This is a genomic window from Aliiroseovarius sediminilitoris, from assembly GCF_900109955.1.
GTDB lineage: Bacteria > Pseudomonadota > Alphaproteobacteria > Rhodobacterales > Rhodobacteraceae > Aliiroseovarius > Aliiroseovarius sediminilitoris.
The window spans coordinates 1,774,576-1,796,227 of record NZ_FOJB01000001.1 but is presented as its reverse complement, the minus strand read 5'-3'; the positions used below and the strand labels follow the sequence as shown (position 1 = coordinate 1,796,227).

At 58.9% G+C, this 21,652-nt stretch carries 23 protein-coding genes, 1 tRNA gene and 1 pseudogene; 12 read left to right on the top strand and 13 right to left on the bottom strand.

Annotation, left to right across the window (positions count from 1 at the left end; genetic code table 11):
* Positions 1 to 184: 184 nt before the first annotated feature.
* From BMY55_RS08905 to BMY55_RS08890, 4 genes and pseudogenes are all read right to left on the bottom strand, one after another.
* Positions 185 to 478 (bottom strand): annotated as a pseudogene (locus BMY55_RS08905) (4a-hydroxytetrahydrobiopterin dehydratase); the annotation flags it as partial.
* Positions 479 to 568: 90 nt separating this feature from the next.
* Positions 569 to 1,093, bottom strand: coding sequence for a gamma carbonic anhydrase family protein (locus tag BMY55_RS08900; protein WP_091430005.1), 525 nt, complete (start codon positions 1,091 to 1,093; stop codon positions 569 to 571).
* Complete coding sequence (gene gmk, locus BMY55_RS08895; RefSeq protein ID WP_091430003.1) at positions 1,090 to 1,734, bottom strand: guanylate kinase; 645 nt, start codon at positions 1,732 to 1,734, stop codon at positions 1,090 to 1,092. Before gmk ends, BMY55_RS08900 begins: the two co-directional genes overlap by 4 nt.
* A gap of 4 nt (positions 1,735 to 1,738) precedes the next feature.
* Positions 1,739 to 2,632 (bottom strand): YicC/YloC family endoribonuclease, encoded by an 894-nt coding sequence (locus BMY55_RS08890; protein WP_177179316.1) that lies wholly within the window; start codon positions 2,630 to 2,632, stop codon positions 1,739 to 1,741.
* A 169-nt stretch (positions 2,633 to 2,801) separates the two neighbouring features.
* Here BMY55_RS08890 and BMY55_RS08885 point away from each other — a divergent pair, with 169 nt between their 5' ends.
* Complete coding sequence (locus BMY55_RS08885; RefSeq protein WP_091430000.1) at positions 2,802 to 3,677, top strand: PAS domain-containing protein; 876 nt, start codon at positions 2,802 to 2,804, stop codon at positions 3,675 to 3,677.
* A 91-nt stretch (positions 3,678 to 3,768) separates the two neighbouring features.
* On the opposite strand, the gene BMY55_RS08880 is transcribed toward BMY55_RS08885, so the two are convergent.
* A complete protein-coding gene (locus tag BMY55_RS08880; RefSeq protein ID WP_091429998.1) occupies positions 3,769 to 5,142 on the bottom strand; it encodes a class II 3-deoxy-7-phosphoheptulonate synthase in 1,374 nt (457 codons plus the stop codon).
* 237 nt (positions 5,143 to 5,379) lie between these two features.
* Between BMY55_RS08880 and BMY55_RS08875 the strand changes: the two genes are divergently transcribed.
* From BMY55_RS08875 to BMY55_RS08835, 9 genes are all read left to right on the top strand, one after another.
* Complete coding sequence (locus tag BMY55_RS08875; RefSeq protein ID WP_091429997.1) at positions 5,380 to 6,369, top strand: GlxA family transcriptional regulator; 990 nt, start codon at positions 5,380 to 5,382, stop codon at positions 6,367 to 6,369.
* Positions 6,366 to 6,872: a GNAT family N-acetyltransferase gene (locus tag BMY55_RS08870; protein WP_091429995.1), complete on the top strand. Its 507-nt coding sequence runs from the start codon at positions 6,366 to 6,368 to the stop codon at positions 6,870 to 6,872. Before BMY55_RS08875 ends, BMY55_RS08870 begins: the two co-directional genes overlap by 4 nt.
* 98 nt (positions 6,873 to 6,970) lie before the next feature.
* A complete protein-coding gene (locus BMY55_RS08865; RefSeq protein WP_091429994.1) occupies positions 6,971 to 8,155 on the top strand; it encodes an ABC transporter substrate-binding protein in 1,185 nt (394 codons plus the stop codon).
* Positions 8,156 to 8,248: 93 nt separating this feature from the next.
* Entirely contained in the window at positions 8,249 to 9,031 is a 783-nt protein-coding gene (locus tag BMY55_RS08860; RefSeq protein WP_091429992.1) for an ABC transporter ATP-binding protein, read from the top strand.
* A complete protein-coding gene (locus BMY55_RS08855; protein WP_091429991.1) occupies positions 9,028 to 9,855 on the top strand; it encodes an ABC transporter ATP-binding protein in 828 nt (275 codons plus the stop codon). Before BMY55_RS08860 ends, BMY55_RS08855 begins: the two co-directional genes overlap by 4 nt.
* 2 nt (positions 9,856 to 9,857) lie before the next feature.
* The gene (locus tag BMY55_RS08850) at positions 9,858 to 10,199 is read left to right on the top strand and encodes a hypothetical protein (RefSeq protein WP_091429989.1); all 342 of its coding nucleotides are present in this window, start codon (positions 9,858 to 9,860) and stop codon (positions 10,197 to 10,199) included.
* Positions 10,199 to 11,209, top strand: a complete 1,011-nt coding sequence (locus tag BMY55_RS08845; protein WP_091429988.1) for a branched-chain amino acid ABC transporter permease — start codon at positions 10,199 to 10,201, stop codon at positions 11,207 to 11,209. The genes BMY55_RS08850 and BMY55_RS08845 overlap by 1 nt, the downstream gene beginning before the upstream one ends.
* On the top strand, positions 11,206 to 12,561 hold the full coding sequence (locus BMY55_RS08840; protein ID WP_091429986.1) for a branched-chain amino acid ABC transporter permease: 1,356 nt from the start codon (positions 11,206 to 11,208) through the stop codon (positions 12,559 to 12,561). Before BMY55_RS08845 ends, BMY55_RS08840 begins: the two co-directional genes overlap by 4 nt.
* A 7-nt stretch (positions 12,562 to 12,568) precedes the next feature.
* Complete coding sequence (locus BMY55_RS08835) at positions 12,569 to 13,168, top strand: nucleotidyltransferase family protein (protein ID WP_091429984.1); 600 nt, start codon at positions 12,569 to 12,571, stop codon at positions 13,166 to 13,168.
* A 19-nt stretch (positions 13,169 to 13,187) separates the two neighbouring features.
* On the opposite strand, the gene BMY55_RS08830 is transcribed toward BMY55_RS08835, so the two are convergent.
* From BMY55_RS08830 to ypfJ, 7 genes are all read right to left on the bottom strand, one after another.
* Entirely contained in the window at positions 13,188 to 13,862 is a 675-nt protein-coding gene (locus tag BMY55_RS08830) for a Hint domain-containing protein (protein ID WP_143064315.1), read from the bottom strand.
* A 241-nt stretch (positions 13,863 to 14,103) separates the two neighbouring features.
* Positions 14,104 to 15,222 (bottom strand): cystathionine gamma-lyase, encoded by a 1,119-nt coding sequence (locus BMY55_RS08825; protein WP_091429980.1) that lies wholly within the window; start codon positions 15,220 to 15,222, stop codon positions 14,104 to 14,106.
* Positions 15,223 to 15,290: 68 nt separating this feature from the next.
* Positions 15,291 to 15,376: transfer RNA gene (locus BMY55_RS08820), tRNA-Leu, on the bottom strand.
* 74 nt (positions 15,377 to 15,450) lie between these two features.
* The gene (locus BMY55_RS08815; RefSeq protein WP_091429978.1) at positions 15,451 to 16,803 is read right to left on the bottom strand and encodes a TRAP transporter large permease; all 1,353 of its coding nucleotides are present in this window, start codon (positions 16,801 to 16,803) and stop codon (positions 15,451 to 15,453) included.
* Positions 16,800 to 17,384, bottom strand: coding sequence for a TRAP transporter small permease (locus BMY55_RS08810; protein WP_143064314.1), 585 nt, complete (start codon positions 17,382 to 17,384; stop codon positions 16,800 to 16,802). The genes BMY55_RS08815 and BMY55_RS08810 overlap by 4 nt, the downstream gene beginning before the upstream one ends.
* A 111-nt stretch (positions 17,385 to 17,495) precedes the next feature.
* Complete coding sequence (locus BMY55_RS08805) at positions 17,496 to 18,533, bottom strand: TRAP transporter substrate-binding protein (protein ID WP_091429975.1); 1,038 nt, start codon at positions 18,531 to 18,533, stop codon at positions 17,496 to 17,498.
* Positions 18,534 to 18,827: 294 nt separating this feature from the next.
* Positions 18,828 to 19,667 (bottom strand): KPN_02809 family neutral zinc metallopeptidase, encoded by an 840-nt coding sequence (gene ypfJ / locus BMY55_RS08800; RefSeq protein ID WP_091429973.1) that lies wholly within the window; start codon positions 19,665 to 19,667, stop codon positions 18,828 to 18,830.
* Between the two features lie 167 nt (positions 19,668 to 19,834).
* Here ypfJ and BMY55_RS08795 point away from each other — a divergent pair, with 167 nt between their 5' ends.
* Both BMY55_RS08795 and BMY55_RS08790 read left to right on the top strand, forming a co-directional pair.
* The gene (locus BMY55_RS08795; protein ID WP_091429971.1) at positions 19,835 to 20,413 is read left to right on the top strand and encodes a YqaA family protein; all 579 of its coding nucleotides are present in this window, start codon (positions 19,835 to 19,837) and stop codon (positions 20,411 to 20,413) included.
* Positions 20,410 to 20,886, top strand: a complete 477-nt coding sequence (locus BMY55_RS08790) for a disulfide bond formation protein B (RefSeq protein WP_091429969.1) — start codon at positions 20,410 to 20,412, stop codon at positions 20,884 to 20,886. Before BMY55_RS08795 ends, BMY55_RS08790 begins: the two co-directional genes overlap by 4 nt.
* Here the strand turns inward: BMY55_RS08790 and BMY55_RS08785 are convergent, their stop codons facing one another.
* Positions 20,887 to 21,630 carry an RNA methyltransferase gene (locus BMY55_RS08785; RefSeq protein ID WP_091432235.1) on the bottom strand — a complete coding sequence of 248 codons (744 nt, stop codon included), beginning with the start codon at positions 21,628 to 21,630 and terminating at the stop codon, positions 20,887 to 20,889.
* Positions 21,631 to 21,652 lie beyond the last annotated feature (22 nt).

The following is a 21,652-nucleotide window of genomic DNA, read 5'->3' as shown; positions in this document are numbered from 1 at the left end:
TTCATAGCCTGCCTGCATATCTTCGTTGCGGATCGGTACCGCCGTTCAGAAATGCAAGTGCAGGGCCAATTCAGCTTAGCGCGATCAGCCCCTGAACGCCTTGTTCTCAACGGGGCGCGTCCGGATTACACAGACAGGCAATCGGCTCCGAAAGGTCCGATTGATGGCTTGCAGCGGTCGAAGCGCCCGCAAGTGCGTCCATTTTCTTCGCCAGCTTAATATCCAGATTCGTTAGTCCGTCGGCATCATGTGTCGTCAAGGTGACGTCGACAGTTCGATAGACATTGAGCCATTCTGGGTGATGGTTCCACTTTTCACACCAAATCGCCACGCGCGACATCCAGCCCCAAGCCTCCACAAAATCACGAAAGATATAAACCTTTCGAATTGCATCGCGGCCCGAGACCGCTCCCCAACCGACTTCTCCCATTGGGATCAGATGTTCCCGACGCTCTTCGGGTGTCAAAATATCTGCCATTCTCAGCTTTCCTCCATTCAAAAGAGTATAACTTGCCGAACAGCCGGCAGAAACCTGTGTCCACTCGGATGCGAAGAAGATACTGGATACCTACGCACCCAAAGCCTTCAACCCCGTCAAGAACCGCGCCGCGTTCTCCTGATAATGCGCGGCGGACGCCTCCAGCCCTTCGATCGTCGCCGCATCCAGCTCCCGCACCACTTTGCCGGGTGCACCCAGCACCAGGGACCCGTCGGGGATCACTTTACCCTCGGTCACCAGCGCCCCTGCCCCGATCAGACAGTTTTTGCCGATCACAGCGCCGTTCATTACGGTGGCGTTCATACCGATCAGGCTGCCGTCACCGATGGTGCAGCCGTGCAGAAGCACTTTGTGGCCGACCGTGACGTTTTCACCGATGGTCAGGGGGAAGCCCATATCCGTGTGAAAGACGCAGTTTTCCTGCACGTTTGTTCCCGCGCCTACGTCGATCAATTCGTTATCGCCGCGCAAGGTGCTGCCGAACCAGACCGAAGCGCGCGCGCCAATCCGCACCTTGCCGATCAGGTTGGCATCCGGCGCGATGAACGCGTCATTGGCGATGTCAGGTGAAACCTCGTCCAATTCGTAGATCATTCACTTCCCTCTTCAAATTCGGCTTGCAACTTACGGACATGGTTCAACAATCCCGGTTGCTGGTTGCGGCGCTGCCGGGTAGCCTCGACAATGGTGATCAGTCTTTGTGCGGTTTCTTCCAGATCATCGTTGATCAGCACATAATCATAGCTGCCCCAATGGCTGATCTCGTCCCAGCTTTTCTGCATCCGCTTGGCGATTGTCGCTGCGTCGTCCTGTCCGCGCCCTTCAAGCCTGGCGCGCAATTCCTTGATCGAGGGCGGCAGGATGAAGATCGATAGCGAATGCGAGGCAAGGGACGAATTGCGGATCTGCACCTCGCCCTGCCAGTCCACGTCGAACAGAACGTCACGTCCCGTTTCGATTGCCTTGCGCACGGGTTCAGACGGCGAGCCGTAGAAATTGCCAAAGACGTGGGCGTGTTCCAGCATTTCGCCCTGAATGACCATGTCCTTGAACTTGGGTTCGTCCACGAAGTGATAGTGCTGCCCGTCCACCTCGCCCTCGCGCGGCGCGCGGGTGGTAGCCGAGACCGAGAAGCTGAGCGTCGGATCCCAGTCCATCAGCCGCCGCGCCAAAGTAGATTTGCCCGCGCCCGAGGGCGAAGACAGGATGATAAGAAGGCCGCGCCTGTCGGACATATCGTTACTCCACGTTCTGAACCTGTTCGCGCATCTGATCGATGACATGCTTCAGGTCAAGGCCAATGGCGGTCAGATCCTTGAATTGTGCCTTGGAACACAAGGTGTTGGCCTCGCGGTTGAATTCCTGCATCAGAAAGTCGAGCTTGCGGCCCACGGGCTGATCCGAAGCCAGATGCCCGCGTGCGGCGTCGATATGGGCGTTCAGCCGGTCGATTTCCTCGCGCACATCGGTTTTCACGGCCAATATGGCAAGTTCTTGCGCAACGCGATCAGGGTCGGCCCCGTCGGTATTGGCCATCACGCGTGACAGGGCGTCTTGCAACCCGGTGACTTGGGCATCCTGACGGGCGGCCATCACGGCCTCGGCCGCCGCGACAAGCCGGGCCACCTCGTCTAGCTGATCTGACAAAACCTGGACCAACGCCGCACCTTCTTGTGCCCGCGACGCAAGAAGCTGATCCACCAGCGCGGGAATGTCTTCTGTCAATCTGGCCAGCAAGGGCGCCGTGTCGTCATCTGTCATGGCGCGTTGTTCCAAAACGCCACGCATTCCAGCAATATCAGTGGGTTGCACCGGCGCGACCCGCAAACCGCGCGCTTCGGCTTCGGCGGCAATAGCGGTCAACTGGGTCAACACGCGCGTCAGTTCGTCGGGGTTGATCGATTGCGATCCCGCCTCGTCCCGACGGGTGATTTTCAGGCTGACCGAGACGCTGCCCCGCGCCACTGCCGCCTTCAGGCTTTTGCGAAGAACCTCCTCCAGGCCACCCAACCAATCGGGCACCCGAATTTTGATATCCAACCCGCGCGCGTTTACCGACCGCAGGTCCCAAACCCAGTTGTACCGGGCATCCTCGGTCGCAGTGCTGGCAAAGCCCGTCATGGATAGTGGCATGTAGAATTAACCATTTGCTAAGTTTTTATGCCAATTTCGAATGGAATGTGACATATTAAGACATCGGTAAGGATTATCCTTCCAATCGTTAACAAACGGTCACAATTTGAACAAGCTCGCTGGTTATCACCAAATTTATTAAAATCGTTTCAAACCCTGGGACGCGAAGATGAAAATTGAGTATCTTAAAGATGGTAATGTTGTCACGCTGGCGTCAGCCCGGCGGACGATCAAATTTCCTGCCATCGCACAGATTGAAGCTTACTGGCACGCACTGCGGAATGGTCGTCTGATGCCCGCACGCGGTGACGTGGACCCTCGCGGTCTTGGAAAAAACCTGACATATGCAATGATACTGGAACGCATCGCGCCGGGCCATGCCCGCATCCGTTTGGCGGGTCAGCATGTCAGTGATGTTCTGTCGATGGAAGTGCGCGGCATGCCTCTAAGCGCGTTGTTTACACCCGACGCCCGACACGAGATGCAAGAAGCGCTGGAAAGCGTGTTCACGACACCCGCCGAAGTCAGTCTGACATTGCGCAGCGAATCCAATCTGTTTCACAAGAAATTGGACGCGCAATTGATCCTGCTTCCCCTGAAAGACATCCACGGCAATGTCACGCGCGTTCTTGGCGGGTTTCAGGTCGATGGAAAACTTGGCCGTGGACCGCAACGGTTCACAATTCGCAGCTTGGACATCCGTCCATTGACGGTGGCACAGACGCCTGAGCACAAAAGTTGCGATGCGGCGCGGCGGCAAAAGCGCGACATTGCCCGACCAGGTTACTGGGACATCCGTGGCGCGCCAACTTCCCGATCGTCGGGATCGGACAAGCCGGATGTGACGCGCGTCGATATCCGGCCGACGCAGGCTGGACAAAATCGCAAAGGCGAAGGTCATATCATGCGCCCATCGGATACCAGCGGCATCCCGGTGCCGGGCATGGCTGAACTTGCGGCAAGTTTCCATGGAGCCTCGCAGCCCTTGCGCATGAACGCGCCGGCACGGCCCGGTGGCCATCTGCGGCTTGTCAAACAGGACTGAACAACCGCACCCCGCCGCGCGGGCATCACAGACAAAACAAACCCCGGCCGTTTGGACCGGGGTTTTCTTTTGTTTCCGCGTGTTCGGGCGATCAGCTGGCTTTGACGGCCGCCGCGTCTTCGCTGCGCATCGACGACAGCTCTTCCGCCACAAGGAATGCCAGTTCGAGAGACTGGCTGGCGTTCAGGCGCGGGTCGCAGGCTGTGTGATAGCGGTCCGACAAATCCTCGTCCGTGACGGCGCGCACGCCACCAGTGCATTCGGTGACGTCAGCACCCGTCATCTCGAAATGCACACCGCCGGGGATGGTGCCTTCTGATTTGTGGACGGCGAAGAATTCCTGCACTTCCTTCAGCACGGATTCGAACGGCCGGGTCTTGTAGCCCGTTGCCGATTTTATCGTGTTGCCATGCATCGGATCGCAGGACCACACGACGTTGGCCCCTTCTTCCTTCACGGTTTGGATCAAGCGCGGCAGGTGTTCTGACACTTTCCCTGCCCCGAAGCGCGCGATCAGGGTCAGCCGACCCGCGTCGTTGTTCGGGTTCAGCTTGGCCATCAACAGCTTCAGGTCATCCGCCGTCGTGGTCGGCCCGCATTTCAGACCAATCGGGTTCATGACCCCGCGGCAGAATTCCACATGCGCCCCGTCGGGTTGCCGGGTGCGATCCCCGATCCACAACATATGGCCGGACCCCGCAACGGTTTTGCCCGTGGTGGAATCCAAACGCGTCAGCGCCTCTTCATATTCCAGTAACAACCCTTCATGCGAGGTGTAGAAGTCCACGGTCTGCAAGGTATGGGCCCGGTCGCTGTCGACACCAGCGGCGCGCATGAAGTCCAGCGTGTCCTGAATACGCTCGGCCATTTCGCGGTATTTCTCGGCCTCATCGTTTTCGGTGAAGCCAAGGGTCCAACTGTGCACCTTATGCACATCCGCCAGACCACCCGTTGAAAAGGCACGCAACAGATTCAGCGTCGCGGCCGCTTGGGTATAGGCCTGCAACATCTTCTGCGGATCAGGAACGCGCGAGGCTTCGGTAAAGTCCAATTCGTTGATAATGTCTCCGCGGTAGCTTGGAAGCTCGACGCCACCCACCGTCTCGGTCGGGGCTGAGCGTGGCTTGGCGAACTGACCGGCCATCCGGCCAACCTTGATCACCGGCACTTTCGCGCCATAGGTCAGCACCATCGCCATTTGCAGCATCACTTTGAACGTGTCGCGGATCGCATCTGCCGAGAAATCCGAGAAACTTTCGGCACAATCCCCGCCCTGCAACAGAAACGCCTCACCGCGCGAGGCGCGACCGAGCTGTGCACGCAGGCGCATTGCTTCGCCGGCAAAGACCAGCGGAGGATACTTCGCAAGCTGTGCCTCGACCTCGGCCAGTTTGGCCGCGTCGGTATAGTCAGGCATCTGCACCCGTGGCTTTGTGCGCCAGGTCGACTTGTCCCACTCCGTCATGTCTCTGCTCCGTCTTGCGTCATGATCCCGCGGCTGCGGGTTTAAGGCCCTTCTTCTAGCGCGGTCAGCGCTAACGTGCAATTACCGTTATGGAATAGGGATAGGTCGCGTTAAGGTCCTGAAAGGCCAGTCCTGACTGGTTGTGTAAATGTCGGCGGTTTCGCTCTTGCCGCATCCGTTCAAACCTGATGTGGTCCCCGGCAACACAAAGAGACCGATCTGCACAAGGTGACTCGGATGACTGAAAAACCCGTATCGACGCGCTCGGCCCCCCAACGGTTTGTTTTCGTGCTTGTCGAAGGGTTTACGCTGCTCAGCTTTGCGGGCGCCGTGGACGCGTTGCGCATTGCCAACCGCGCCGCCGGACGAACGCTTTATGAATGGGTGATCATGGGCGAAGGCGGACAGACCATTACATCGTCTGCCGGGCCGTCGTTCAATCTGGATAGTGATCTGGGCGAGCTTCGGCGCGACGATACAGTGATCATCTGCTCGGGTGTGGATGTTCAGACCCATTGTTCACAAAAGCTTTTGAACTGGTTGCGGCGTGAAGCGCGCCGTGGCGTCAAAGTCGCAGGCTTGTGCACCGCCGCACATGTGATCGCCAAGGCAGGTCTGTTGAACGACAAACGCGCGACCATTCACTGGGAAAACCACGACAGCTTCGCCGAAGCCTTCGACGAGGTCGATCTGACAAAACGCGTATTTGTGATCGACGGCAATATCATGACCGCAGCAGGCGGCACTTCGTCGATTGACCTGATGCTGAAACTGATTGCGGATGAACATGGCGAGGACATCGCCAATATCGTCGCCGACCAGCAAATCTATACCTCGATCCGCACTGACCGCGACACCCAGCGCCTGTCGGTGCCCACACGGATCGGTGTGCGCCATCCCAAGCTCAGCGATGTGATCCAGAAGATGGAAGCCAATATCGAAGAGCCTATTTCGCCGTCAATCCTTGCTGCCGACGTGGGCATGTCGACACGACAGCTTGAACGGTTGTTCCGGCGCTATCTGAACCGTTCGCCCAAGCGGTATTACATGGAGTTGCGGCTTCAGAAGGCCCGCAATCTGTTGATGCAAACGGATATGAGCGTGATCAATGTGGCGCTGGCCTGTGGCTTTTCAAGCCCGTCGCATTTCTCGAAGTGCTATCGGTCGCATTATGACACAACGCCTTATCGTGAACGTGGCAGCCACGCCACTCGCGTCGCGACGTGATCCGAACCGACCGGTTGTGCCTGCGCGCGCCGCGACAGGACGATCTGGATGCCCTGCACAGGGTGTTTGGCAACGTTGAGGCCATGCGATACTGGAGCCATCCCGCCCATACCCAGCGCGCGCAGACGCAACAGGTGCTGCACGACATGATTCGGTCGCACACGGCCACCGGCGTTGAATTTGTCGTCGAGCATCAAGGCCGGGTGATTGGCAAGGCCGGTCTTTGGCGCATTGCCGAACTGGGATACATCCTGCATCCCGATCATTGGGGCCAGGGGTTGGCCCACGAAGCCCTTGGGGCTGTCCTGAACGCCGCCTGGGACCGGCATCCGCAGATTGACAGGATCACTGCCGAAATCGACCCGCGCAACATCACCTCGGCCCGGCTGCTGAGTCGGCTTGGGTTTCAGGTGACGGGCCATGCCGAAAACACCTTGCAGGTGAACGGGGAATGGTGTGACAGCACCTACTACGACCTGTCCCGACCCCAACGCCAAGCGTGACGTGCCGCTTTTTTCCGTCCGACACCGCTTGGCTCTTTTCTTTTCCGAAACGCTTGCCTAGGCTCGCCTTCGGATATTTTCCAACTGGGAGAGAAAGTATGAAAAAGATTCTTATGGCAACCGCCGCCAGCGCACTGATGAGCGGCGCAGCCTTTGCAGAAGAAGTGAAGGTGGGTGTCCTTCTTGGCTTCACCGGCCCGCTTGAATCGCTGGCGCCCCACATCGCGGGCGGCGCGGAAATGGCCATCGCAGAAGTCAACGATTCGGGCTTGTTCATGAACGGGTCCACTGTGACGGCCGTGCGCGGTGATTCAACCTGCGTCGATGCCGCCGCAGCCACCGCAGCCGCCGAACGTCTGGTCACGGGTGAAGGCGTCGCCGGTATCGTCGGCGCAATGTGCTCGGGCGCGACCGGTGCGGTTCTGACCAGCGTGGCTTTGCCCAACGGGATCGTGCAGATCTCGCCGTCAGCCACGTCGCCAGGTTTGTCGACCATCGAAGACAACGGACTGTTCTTCCGCATGGCCCCGTCCGATGCGCGTCAGGGCGAGATCATGGCCGATATCATCACCAGCCGTGGCATCAACGAAGTGGCGCTTACCTATACCAACAACGACTATGGGAAGGGTCTGGCCGACAGCTTCGCGGCCGCGTTTGAAGCAGCCGGTGGCACTGTGACCATCAACGCCGCCCACGAAGAAGGCAAAGCCGACTATTCGGCCGAGGTTGGCGCGCTGGCATCTGCTGGCGGTCAGGCGCTTGTGGTGGCGGGATACTCGGACCAGGGCGGTTCGGGCATCATCCAGGGCTCGCTTGACACCGGTGCGTTTGACACATTCGTTCTTCCCGACGGCATGGTGTCTGACATCCTGACCCAGAAGTTCGGCAGCGACATCGACGGCAGCTTCGGCCAACACCCGAGCTCGTCAAATGACGGCGCTGGCAAGCTGGAAGAAATGCTGGCCGCTGGCGGGATCGACGGCACGTCGCCTTATGCCAAGGAAGGCTATGACAGCGCCGCTGTCCTGCTTCTGGCGATGCAGGCCGCAGGGTCTACCGACGGCGCTGCCGTCAGCGCAGCCGTGACCGAAGTGGCCAACGCCCCCGGCGAACCCATCGGCCCTGGTGAGCTGGCGAAAGGTCTTGAGATCCTCGCAGCAGGCGGCGACATCGACTATGTCGGCGGCTCGGACGTTGAACTGATCGGCCCCGGTGAAAGCGGTGGCAGCTATCGTGAGATCGAAATCAAAGATGGCGCCATCGAGGCTGTTAAGTTCCACTAAACAACCTTATAAACCTAACGAAACAGCCCGGATGTTTTCCGGGCTGTTTTGGTAAGGCGGGCGGCCTACTTCCGGTTGCGAGAGGGGACAGACATGATCGTCATCGAAGACGTTCACAAGCATTTTGGCGGCTTTCACGCAGTGGACGGCGCGACAATGCGGATCGAGGAACGCTCGATCACCGGGTTGATCGGACCCAACGGCGCGGGCAAGACCACCTTGTTCAACGTGATTGCCGGGGTGCTGCAACCGACATCGGGCCGGATCACCATGGCGGGCGAAGACATCACCGGATTGCCGCCGCACGAATTGTTTCACAAGGGGCTTCTGCGCACGTTCCAGATTGCGCATGAGTTCGGCTCGATGACCTGCCGCGAGAACCTGATGATGGTGCCCGGCGGGCAGACGGGCGAACAACTCTGGAACACGTGGTTTGGCCGCAAACGCATTGCCGATGAAGAACGCGCCCTGCGTGCCAAGGCCGATGAAGTGCTTGAGTTTCTGACCATTTCCCACATCGCCGACCTGCGCGCGGGCGAAATCTCGGGCGGGCAGAAAAAGCTGCTGGAACTGGGCCGCACTATGATGGTCGACGCCAGGATCGTTTTCCTGGACGAGGTCGGCGCGGGTGTGAACCGCACGCTGCTCTACACGATTGCCGACGCCATCAAACGTCTGAACGAAGAACGCGGCTATACTTTCGTGGTGATTGAACACGACATGGATTTCATCGACCGCCTTTGCGACCCGGTGATCTGCATGGCCGAAGGCAAGGTGCTGGCCCAAGGCACGCTGGACGAGATCAAGGCCAACGAACACGTGATCGAGGCCTATCTGGGCACCGGTTTGAAAAACAGGGATAAGGTAGGCGCATGAGCGGGAACCCCTATCAGGACGATCGCGGCAACAAGGATGCGTCGATCGTAAACCCAAAGGGTCAGGGCTCGATGATCCCGGCCACCGGCACCGGGCACCAGATGCACACGGGCGATGCCTTTCTGATTGGTGACAGCATGACCGGCGGTTATGGGAAATCCGGCCCCGACATTCTGCATGACTGCACCATCGCCGTGGACAAAGGCCAGATTGCGGTGATCGTCGGCCCCAATGGCGCGGGCAAATCCACCGGCATGAAAGCCGTGTTCGGGATGCTGAACTTGCGGCAAGGCTCGGTCCGGCTGGATGGCGAGGATATCACCGACCTGTCCCCGCAGGCGCGTGTCCATAAGGGCATGGGCTTCGTGCCGCAAACCCAGAATATTTTCACGTCAATGACCGTTAAGGAAAACCTCGAAATGGGGGCGTTCATTCGCGAGGATGACATTTCCCAGACCATGGCGCAGGTCTATGAGTTGTTCCCGATCCTTTATGAGAAGCGCAACCAGGCCGCGGGCGAGTTGTCGGGGGGCCAGCGACAGCAGGTTGCCGTGGGGCGCGCTCTGATGACCAAACCGAAAGTTCTGATGCTGGACGAGCCCACCGCCGGCGTCAGCCCCATCGTGATGGACGAGCTGTTTGACCGGATCATCGAAGTGGCGCGCACTGGCATCTCGATCTTGATGGTGGAACAGAACGCGCGGCAAGCGCTTGAAATTGCGGATAAAGGCTATGTTCTGGTGCAGGGCGCGAACGCGCATACAGGCACCGGAAAAGAACTGTTGGCGGACCCCGAAGTGCGCCGGTCGTTCTTGGGGGGATGAGGATGCTGAAACATATTTGCATGGCCGCCGCGACCAGCTTTGTCGCCCTGCCCGCCCTTGCTCAGACCTGCACCTTCACCACAGAATGCTATGAAGCCGAGGCCTGTCAGGACACCAGCTTTTCGCTGACCGCCGCGTTGGACGACGCGAAACTGGTCACGGATTTTGGCGATCTGACCGTCGTGGGCGTAAAGAATGACGCGCCCGTGACCACCGTCTTCGCCACCGGCGAAGGCGCGGAATACCTGTTATCGCGCAATGCCGGCACTGCGCGCTTTACTGCCCACTCCAATGACGGGCCCACGTCGATCACCTATCTGGGCACATGCGAGGGAGAGTTCTGATGGATCTTCTGAACGCCATTGTGGCGCTTCTCAACTTCGTCGTGATCCCCGCGATGGCCTATGGCAGCCAGCTGGCGCTGGGTGCGCTGGGCGTCACGCTGATTTACGGCATCCTGCGGTTCTCGAACTTTGCGCATGGCGACAGCATGGCCTTCGGGGCGATGGTGACGATCCTTGTCACCTGGTGGTTCCAGTCGATGGGCCTGTCCATCGACCCGCTGCCCACCGCGCTTCTGGCTCTGCCCTTCGGTATCGTCGGAACCGCCTTGATGCTGCTGGCCACCGACCGCGTGGTCTATCGGTTCTATCGCCGGGTCAAAGCCAAACCCATCGTGTTTGTGATGGCCTCGATGGGCGTGATGTTCATCATGAACGGTGTTGTGCGCTTCATCATCGGTCCCGATGACCAGCAATTCGGTGACGGCGCACGTTTCATCATCAGCGCGCGCGACTTCAAGACCATGACCGGGCTGGAGGAAGGATTGGCGTTCAAGACCAGCCAGGGCCTGACCATCGTGACCGCTGTCATCGTCGTCGCCGCGCTGTTCTGGTTCCTGAACAAGACGCGCACCGGGAAATCCATGCGCGCCTTTTCCGACAACGAGGATCTGGCGCTGCTGTCCGGTATCAATCCCGAACGCGTCGTGATGATCACATGGATCATCGTGGCCGGTCTGATCACCATCGCAGGCGTGCTTTACGGTCTGGACAAGACCTTCAAGCCGTTCACCTATTTCCAGCTTCTGCTGCCGATCTTCGCCTCGGCCATTGTCGGTGGGCTGGGCAACCCGCTGGGGGCCATCGCGGGCGGCTTCGTCATCGCCTTTTCCGAGGTCGCAGTGACCTATGCGTGGAAGAAGGTCGCGACCTATGTGCTGCCCGAAAGTCTTGAGCCGTCCAGCCTCGTGCAGTTGATGTCCACCGACTACAAATTCGCGGTCAGCTTTGTCATTCTGATCATCGTGTTGCTGTTCAAACCCACGGGTCTATTCAAGGGGCAATCGGTATGAGCCAATCCCTTCGCACACCGCTTCTGTTTGCGCTGGTGGCGCTTCTGTTCGTTCTGCAAGGTTCCACGGACTGGTGGATCTTTGCGGGCAGTTGGAACTCCTCCCTGACCATCCTGAACATGGCGCTGATTTCTGCCGTGATGGCGTTGGGTGTGAATTTGCAATGGGGTTATGCGGGCCTGTTCAATGTCGGGATCATGGGCTTTGTCGCTTTGGGAGGATTGGCCACAGTCCTGATCGCGATGCCCCCCACCCCCGGGGCTTGGGGCGCGGGCGGATTCAGGATCGTCGCGGGCCTTATCATGGGCGCGGGCACGATCATGCTGATGGTCTGGCAATACAAGACCCTGGCGCAAGGGCGTTTGCGCGCGCTGGTCATGTTTGCCACGCTTGTGGTCGGTTTCGTCGTCTTCCGCTGGATATTCGATGCGGGCGTCGCAGGGGTCGAGGCGATCAATCCGGCGCAAACCGGATATCTGGGCGGGTTGAATCCCGGCGGTCAAGACAATTACCGTGGCCATGGATATATGACCCTGCTGGCTTGGCCGGTGGGCGGATTGCTGGCGGCGGGGGCCGCATGGCTGGTCGGCAAGACCGCACTTGGCTTGCGGTCGGATTACCTTGCCATTGCAACGCTGGGTATCGCCGAGATCATCCTTGCCGTCGTCAAGAACGAAGACTGGCTTGGCCGTGGTGTGAAAAACGTGATCGGACTGCCCCGCCCCGTGCCGTATGAGGTGGACTTGCAACAAAGCACCAGTTTCATCCAAAAGGCCGATGCGATCGGTATGAACGTCACCACGGCCTCGACGCTGGCGGTGAAGCTGTCCTATTCGCTGCTGTTCACAATTGTGTTGGTGGTGCTGGTGATCTTGGCGCAATTGTCCCTGAAATCGCCTTGGGGTCGCATGATGCGCGCCATTCGCGACAACGAGGTCGCAGCAAGGGCGATGGGCAAGGACGTGACCCACCGCCATTTGCAAATTTTCGTGCTCGGGTCAGCCTTGTGCGGACTGGCGGGTGCCATGATGACCACGCTGGACGGGCAGTTGACGCCGGGCACGTATCAACCGCTCCGCTATACTTTCCTGATCTGGGTGATGGTGATCGTGGGAGGATCGGGCAACAACCTTGGGTCTGTGCTGGGGGCTTTCGTCATCTGGTTTTTCTGGATTCAGGTTGAGCCGATCGGCAATTGGCTCATGTCGATTGTCACCTCCGGCATGACGGACGGATCGCCCTTGAAAACGCATCTTCTGGATTCCGCGGCCCACATGCGCCTGTTTTCTATGGGGATCATCTTGCTTTTGGTGTTGCGGTTCAGCCCAAGGGGGCTGATCCCCGAGAGGTAGCACCGGCATGTCCCAAGCCACGTCCCTTGCAGTCTTGATCATGGCCGCAGGCCAGTCGCGGCGGATGGGGCGGGACAAGCTGTTGCTGCGGGGTCGTGACGGTGCGCCCTTGCTGGCCGACCGGATCGACACCGCACTTGCCACCGGACGTCCTGTATTTGTCGCCCTGCCCGACCAAGACACCGACCGGCTGAAAATTGTTCGCGCGACAAAAGCCACGCCCCTTTTCTGCCCGAATGCCAGCCTTGGCATGGGCCACAGTCTGTCGGATGCGATAGGGATGTTGCCCCTTGATCTGGATGGAGTGTTGATCATGCTGGCCGATATGCCAGCCCTGACAACTCAGGACATAAACCAGGTCTGTGCGGCCTTCGGTCCAGATTGCATCTTGCGAGGTGGAACGCAGAACCTTACCCCCGGCCATCCGGTGCTTGTTCCCGCACGGTTTCTGAGCAAACTTGATGTTCTTCAAGGGGATCAAGGCGCACAAAACACCCTAAAGGACGTGCCAACCCGGATTGTTCCCCTTCCGGACGATCACGCTGCCTTCGACATTGATACGGGCGAAGATTGGCAATTGTGGTTGACGCGGACCGCGCAGCCCTGATTGCGCCGGTTCGCGTGTTCTAGCCAAACAGCAAGGCAACCTCGCGCTCATCCAGGACGGGTCTTGTGCGCACATAGGCCGCGCGGCCCTGTTGGCTGACCAGTTTGGGAAGATGCGACAGGATTTCCTGCGCTGTCTTGGCGTCTTCGGCGACGATTTGATCCATATTCGGCCGCAGGCTTTCCAACCAGTCATCACCGCATTTCACAAGCTCATAGGTGTCAAACAGCAGATGCACGAATATGGGGTTCACGGTCGGATCTGGTGAGAACATGCCAATGTCGGCAAGATGGATGGCCGGGCACAACACTTCATTGGCCCCAAACAAAATTTCGGTCTGATAATGCGATACAAGAACCAATTGGTCCGATGTCACAAGCGTTGAGCTTTCATGACCATCAAATGACGTGCGGCGCATCGGTACACTCGCCTCATCGGCCACGCGTGATGTGCCAACCCAACGCAGGGTCGAGAAACCACCACCATAGGTCTTCACCTGATCCCCGATCTGCAATTCACGCGCAATCACAGGGCCGCGCAACGTTTCGACCCGCGTATTGGCCGACAGTCCAGACGACGCGATGCCCCTGCGGGAGTGGCGCCCCCGCATTGGGTCATTCACTGGCGATGTCGATGAAAAGCCCGTCCAATGGATCGGGATGGTCTCCTGCACTCGGATATCACGCAAGCTCAACTCAAATACCCCTGAAAACAAGCCGGATAACCCCCGGCGATACGAACATATTAGCAATTTGCGCCCAAATTATGAAGAAAACCTTTGAAAATCAGTGTGTTTTCAATCCTTGCGGGTAAAGTTCAGGCAATATGGCCGCATTCGCGCCATGATTCACGACCTATGGTTGTGGCGTGGACATCTCTTAACCACCCTGGAGTTATGCAGTGAAGTGACTATGATTCTTGCAATATTGTCGGCCCTATTTGGACATCAGGCGGTCCAATGATGTCATCAGGTCAGCCAGAAGCTGATCGACGGGTTCACAACCAACGGACAGCCGCACAAACCCGCCGGCCACATCATCCCCCCAACGCGCCCGTCGTTCAGCCGAACTGTGCAGACCGCCAAACGAGGTGGCGGGACGAAGATAGCGGCAGCCTGTGATGAAGGCCTCGGCCCGGTCTTTGGTGTCCAGCGTCAGCCCGATCAGGAATCCAAACCGCGACATCTGCCGCTTTGCCAACGCATGCGCAGGATCGGTCGCCAGCCCCGGATAACGGATCGCAGTAATGGCCGGATGATCAGCCAGGGCCGGGGCGATGATTGCCGCCGATTGGCACATGCGATCGAACCGCACGTCGAGCGTTTCAAGCCCGCGATGCAACAGCCACGCCGCATGGGGTGCCGGGATGGCGCCGGACATTTTGCGCCAGTCCAGAACCGCGTCGCGCAGCGCCGTATTGCGCGTGGCAACATGGCCCATCAAAAGGTCGGAATGTCCACCCGGCGCCTTGGTATCGGACGCCACGACCATATCCACCCCCAGATCCAGCGGGCGCTGGCCAAATGGCGTCATGGTCGTGTTGTCTACGATGGTGGTTCCGCCCGCCTTGCGCACCGCCGTTGCGATCGCATGGATGTCGCACAGGTCCAGCCCGGGGTTGGAGGGGCTTTCGATGAACGCCACGTCGATGCCATCAAAGCCACCATCCGCAAAGCCAAGGATGGGCCGCTGAACCACGCGCACACCGAACTGCGACAGAAATCGGTCAGACAACAGACGCGTGACGTAATAGCCGTCCGATGGAATCAACAGGGTTTGCCCGGCCTTCAGAGTGGCAAACAGCGCCGCCGAGATTGCCGCCATGCCCGACGGGAACGCAACGCAGGGCGCGTCTTCCAGCACGGACAGGCTATGCTCCAGCGCGTCCCAGGTTGGGTTGTCCACGCGCCCATAGGCCGCCGCACCCTCGGGATCACCCGGCAGATGAAACATCGAACTGGATACGAGCGGCAGCGCCACTGGATCGCCTTTTGATAAAACCTGCCCCCGAAGGTGCAACAGATCAGCGGCAATCTTCTGTGCGTGTTTATCCATACCTTCATCCCTTACGACACATCGCGCAAGGATGCGCCACGTGACGACCGTTCTACCTGACTTCGGAGTGGTGCCCAAGGAGAGACTCGAACTCTCACGCCCGTGAAGGCGGGGGATTTTGAATCCCCTGCGTCTACCATTCCGCCACTTGGGCACTGCGATGGGATTACCCAAGCGCCGAGGCAACGTCAACGAGGTTTTGCCCTGCCCCCGGCGTTTTTATTGCTGCTAGAACATCACCCCGACCAGCCACAGCGTGATGCCCGGAAAGGCGACCAGAACCACAACGCGGATCAGGTCGGACAGCACGAAGGGCGCGACCCCGCGATAGGTTGCCGACATCGGTATATCGCGGGCCATCGAGTTGATGATGAACAGGTTCATGCCCACCGGCGGCGTAATCAATCCGACCTCGACCACGATCAGGGCAAGGATGCCGAACCAAATGCCCGCCTCTTCAGGGGTCAGACCGAAATCCAGCACCTCGATGATCGGATAGAAGATCGGGATGGTCAGAAGGATCATCGACAGGCTGTCCATGACACAACCGAAGACCAGATAGGCGATCAGCATCAGTGTCAAAACCACCAGTGGCGAAAATCCCTGTCCTGTGACCCATTCGGCCAGCATTTGCGGGGCCTGCGTGAAGGCAAGAAACGAGTTGAAGATCTGCGCGCCCAGCACGATGAAAAAGATCATCGCAGTGGATTGCGCAGTGGACAGGATGCTGTCCAGAAACCCCTTCCAGGTCAGCCCGCCGGTCATCACACCGTAAAGCCCGGTGGCAACCGCGCCCACGGCGGCGCCTTCGGTTGGGGTGAACAAGGCTTGCACACCAGTCTTGGTCCAGTTCCAGTCCGCAGCGATACCGCCCATCACCAGACCAAAGATCACCACCACCGGCCAGATCGATAACAAAGTCCGGAACCGGTGCGCATAGGGCACCCGATCCGCGGTGGTGGCGCTGTCTGGATTGATCCGCACCATGACGGCCACGGTCAGCATGTATCCAAGCGCGGCGAGGATGCCCGGCACCAAGGCGGCGATGAACATTTTTACGATGTTCTGCTCTGTCAGGATCGCATAGATGACCAGAATGACCGAGGGCGGGATCAGGATCCCAAGTGTCCCGCCTGCGGCCAGAACGCCGGTGGACAGGGCGTCGGAATAGCCACGTTTTCGCATTTCCGGCAAGGCCACTTGCCCCATGGTAGAGGCCGTCGCCAGCGACGAGCCACACACCGCGCCGAAACCCGCACAGGCCCCTACGGCGGCCATGGCCACTCCACCCTTTCGGTGGCCAAGCCAATCGCTTGCAGCCTCGAACAATGCGCCGGACATGCCGGATTTCGTCGCAAACTGCCCCATCAGCAGAAACAGCGGCACGATGGACAGCGAATAGCTGGAGAACGTGTCATACGACAGCGTCTTGAGCTGGCTCAGCGTCACTGATGGATGCCCCATCAGGTACCAGATGCCGAAAAACCCGGTCAGCCCCATGGCCAACCCGATGGGCAGGCGCAGAAAGATCGCAAGCAGCATCAGGGCAAAGGCGACAATCGCCAGTTCGATCCCGGTCATACCCGTTCCTCCTTGCCATCAAGCACCCAGTTGAAAGACCGCCAGACCGAATAGGCCGCGACAATCATAAAGAATGCCGCGCCAACCAAGCTCAGACCGAAAGGGATCCATAGGGGTATTTCAAGTTCATAAGTGCTTTCGGCAAAGAAGGGTTTCGCCCCCATGCCAAGGACATTGCGCAGACCGTCCGAACCGAACGGAAACTTCTCGCCGAACCCCAACCACAGCCGCCACAGGATGATGAACGCTGCCCCCGTCAGGAACAGATCCCCGATCAGTCCAAGGATCGCCTGCATCCTGTCGGACAGTTTGGAAATAAAGATATCGACCGTGACATGACCGCGCTTGAACTGGCACCATGGCATGAAAGCAAAGACCGCAATCGCGCATCCCATCTCAACGATTTCATAGTCGCCTTTGACGGGGATGAGACCGAAACCCGAAAGCGTCCGCCCGATGATCGAAATCACCGTTGTCAGTGCAATTGCGACCAGAACCGCCCCGCCGGAATACGCCATCCAACGACTTGCGCGTTCCAACCAGCGGCCAACCCGTATCTGTGCCGATTTCGCGATTGCCAAAGCTATCCCCTGTTTATCTGATGTCGGGTCGGCGTGCCTTTTTCGATGCACCACCTTTGCGCAAAAAAAACTCCGGGCAAACCCGCTGCCCGGAGCTGTTTTTATCGTCGATCAGTTGTCGGCATATTTGGCGACAAGCTCTTTGGCATAGGCCACCATGCCTTCACCATCCAGGCCTTTGGAGGTCATGTCAGCCGCCCAGGCTTCAACCTGTTTGTCGCCAATGGCCCGGATTTCGGCGACCAGAGCCGGATCAAGCTCGTGAATGGTGTTGTCGGTGCCCGCCACAATCTCGCGCCCGATCACGTCGCCCTTGTCGAACGAGGCGCCAGCCCAACCCGAGGTCTCAAGTCCCGAGTTGGCGTCGATCACCGCTTTCAGGTCGTCCGGCAGGTTGGCATAGGTGTCCTTGTTCATCGCCCAGATGAAGAACGTGTTGTAAAGCGAGCGATCGCCGGGAAATTCCGTGTGGCTGTCTGCCAGTTCGTGCACCTTCAGCGGTGGCACGATTTCCCATGGGATCACCCCGCCATCCACAACGCCCTTGGACAGTGCTTCGGGGAAGGTCGGAAGCGGCATGCCGATGGGGGATGCGCCCAGTTCTTCAAACAACGCATTGGCCTGACGCGACGGTCCACGCAGTTTCAGCCCTTGAAAATCCTCAAGTGCCTTTACCGGTTCACCCTTCTTGTGGACAACACCGGGGCCGTGGACATGGGTGGCCAGAAGTTTGACGTCGCTCATCCGTTCCATCAGGTATTTTTCCGAATACTCCCACGCCGCCTTGGAGGAGGCTTCGGCGTTGCGGCCCGTCATGAAGGGCAGTTCGAACGCTTCTGCTTCGGGGAAACGGCCCGGCGTATAGGCGGGCAGCGCCCACCCACAATCAATCACGCCATCGCGTATCTGGTCATACAGCGCCTGAGGTTTGCCGCCCAGCTGCATGGCCGGATAAAGTTCAACCTTGATCCGACCACCGGATTCCTGTTCGATCTTTTCGGCCCATGGCGTCATGAAATAGAGCGGCGTGGACCCAGTCGGCGGTAAAAAGTGCTGACATCTCAGCGTGACTTCTTGCGCGAAGCTGGCTCCGGCGGTCAGCCCAAGTGCTACAGCGCCAACAAAAGCAGTTTTCATGGTGAATTTCATTTCGCTTCCTCCCAAACGCGAACTATGTCCGGTCTGCCACTGGCGGTTCCACCGCCTTACAGACAAACCGATAAAAACAGGCTCTTTGCCGTCACGCAAGTATTATCGACTGCACGGTCGGGTTTGCTTATGATCCTGTCGCTGAAATATTCGTAAACAAAACTCGTTGCATGCGCAACAACCTTGTAAACATGACGATTTTTCCGCTACTTAACGCATGTAATATTGGCGTATGTGCATCCACGTTGGACGCTGTCGGTTCAATTCCCGAACCAATCCAAAAAGAATCACCGTTCAGATCTGGTCCGCCGAGAAGGTATCGCAACTGCGCATATCGCGACTCTCATAGCCCCGTAGGAACCAGTTCTGGCGCTGTTCGGATGTGCCATGGGTAAAGGTGTGCGGCATCGGTATGCGGCCTGCACTGCGTTGCAGCGTATCATCACCGATCTGACGAGCGGCGTTCATCGCCTCGGCCACATCGCCACGTTCCAGCGAGCCAAACCGTGCCTGCGCCTCGCGTGCCCAGATGCCCGAATAGCAATCTGCCTGAAGCTCGATCCGAACCGAGACCGCGTTAGCCTCGGCTTCACCAACCTGCGCGCGGATGGAATTGGCCTGCCCCAGAATGCCCAACTCGTTCTGCACATGGTGCGCCACCTCATGTGCAACCACATAGGCCGCCGCGAAATCCCCCTTTGCGCCCAACTGTCGGGACAGCGTGGTGAAAAACGAGGTGTCCAGATAAACCTTGCGATCCCCCGGACAATAGAACGGTCCGGTCGCACCAGACGCACCGCCACAGGGGCTTTGCGTGACACCTTTGTAAAGCACCAGCGTCACCGGATTGTAACTCTGCCCAACTTGAGTTCGAAACAGTTCGTCCCAAACTTCTTCGGTATCGGCCAGTGTGACCGAGACAAACTCACCCTCCTGCCGGTCGGCCTCGGTGATTTCGCCGCCGCCGCCCGATCCGAGCGTTCCGCCGCCTTGCAGGAATGGGGTAACGTCAACACCCAGGAAATAGCCGATGGCCAACACCGCCAAAAGCCCAAGCCCGCCGACCTGCGCCGCGCCCCCTGCCCGGCGTCGATCTTCGATGTTCCGACTTCCGCGCCGGCCTTGCCATTTCATCGTGATGCTCCCTTTGCCCACCCGACAACCGAAGCATCGGACCATTGCACTATCGTTTCACAGCCAGTTTACCGGCCATTCGACTTCTATCAAGCCATGATGTCCCGCCTGTCCCTTGACGTCACGCACGGGGCGTGGTTCGTGAGCAAAAAGCAAGAGGCACGCAGATGATCAGGCGTCTTTACGATTGGACCATGGGATTGGCAGACACGCGCCACGCGTTGTGGGGGCTGGCGTTTGTGGCGTTTCTGGAAAGCTCGGTCTTTCCGATCCCACCCGATATCCTGATGATCCCGATGATCATCGCCCGCCCGTCGCGCGCTTTCGTGATTGCCACGGTCGCGCTGGTCGCGTCCGTCCTCGGCGGGGCGTTTGGCTATTTCATCGGGTGGGGTCTGTTTGAAAGCGTCGGCCAGCCTGTGCTGGAATTCTATGGCAAAACCAACGAGTTTGGCCACTTTGCCGAGACCTATAACCAATGGGGTGCCTGGGCTGTGCTGATCGCGGGTGTGACACCGTTCCCCTACAAGGTCATTACCATTCTGTCCGGCTCCACCGGCCTGAACTTTGGCGTTTTCATGGTCGCCAGCGTGATTGCAAGAGGCTTGCGTTTCTTTGTTGTCGCGGCCCTTTTGTGGAAATTCGGCGCGCCGATCCGCGACTTCATCGAGCGGCGTTTGGGTCTGATGTTCATCCTGTTCGTCGTGATCCTGATCGGCGGATTTTACACGGTAAAATATCTATGAGATTTCTTGACCGCTTCACGGCGAACCAGTTGATCGCCTTCGCAGCCATCTCCTCGGCGCTGATCCTTGGCGGCGCATTCGTCTTTCAGGCCTTGGGCTATGCGCCCTGCAAACTGTGCCTGTGGCAACGCTGGCCCCATGCTGCCGCCATCGTGATCGGAGGCGTGGCACTTTCGACAAAGCAGAAAGCGCTTGCCTGGCTTGGCGCGCTGGCGGCAGCAACGACATCCGCTATCGGCTTTTTCCACTCAGGCGTTGAACGCAAGCTGTGGGACGGCCCAAGCTCGTGCACCGGCAGCGGTGTCGCAGATATGTCTGTCGATGACCTGCTGTCGAAAATCAACGATGCGCCGCTGATCCGCTGCGATGAAATCCCATGGGATCTGTTTGGTGTCACCATGGCGAACCTGAACGCGGTCGGCGCGCTCGTGTTGGCGATCATTTGGGTGGTGGCGGCCACCCGAAAAACCTGATCAACCCTGTTTGCCTCGCAACAATTGGCGCAGGATACCGTGAAAAATCTGCACATCGGCGCGCGTCATGGGCATCCTGCTCCACATATTGCGCAGCGTGGTTTTCATGACCGGCGCCTTGGTCGGCGGATAGAAGAACCCGGCCTCATCCAGTCGAGCCTCGTAATGCTCCGCCAGTTTCTCAACCTCGATGGACGGTGCGCGCTCAGAGCCTGCCCATTCCATCACCTCGTGCTGAAACTCGGTGGTCTGGCGCCGCCATTCATAGGCGGTCAGAAGCACGCATTGCGCAAGGTTCAAAGACGCAAACCCGGGGTTCACCGGCACCGAAATGATCGCGTTTGCCCGCGCCACCTCGCCATTCTCAAGCCCGGTCCGTTCCGGCCCAAACAGGATCGCCACCTTCTTGCCCTCTGCCCGCATCGCGCGCGCCTCGGCCATGGCGCGTTCAGGGCTGAGGATCGGTTTCGCCAAATCGCGCGAACGCGCTGTCGTGGCGTAAACATAGTCGCAATCGCCGATCCCGTCCGCGAGCGTGTCATAGACCCCCGCCCCGTCCAGCACCCGGCCCGCACCAGACGCCATGGCCACCGCTGATTGGTTCGGCCAACCGTCGCGCGGGGCGATGATGCGCATCCGCTCCAGCCCGAAATTCAGCATCGCGCGCGCCGCTGCCCCGATGTTTTCGCCCATCTGCGGACGCACCAGCACGATTTCGGGCTGCGGCCCCAGATTATCCGTCATGTGATCCGCCAATGCCGACCCT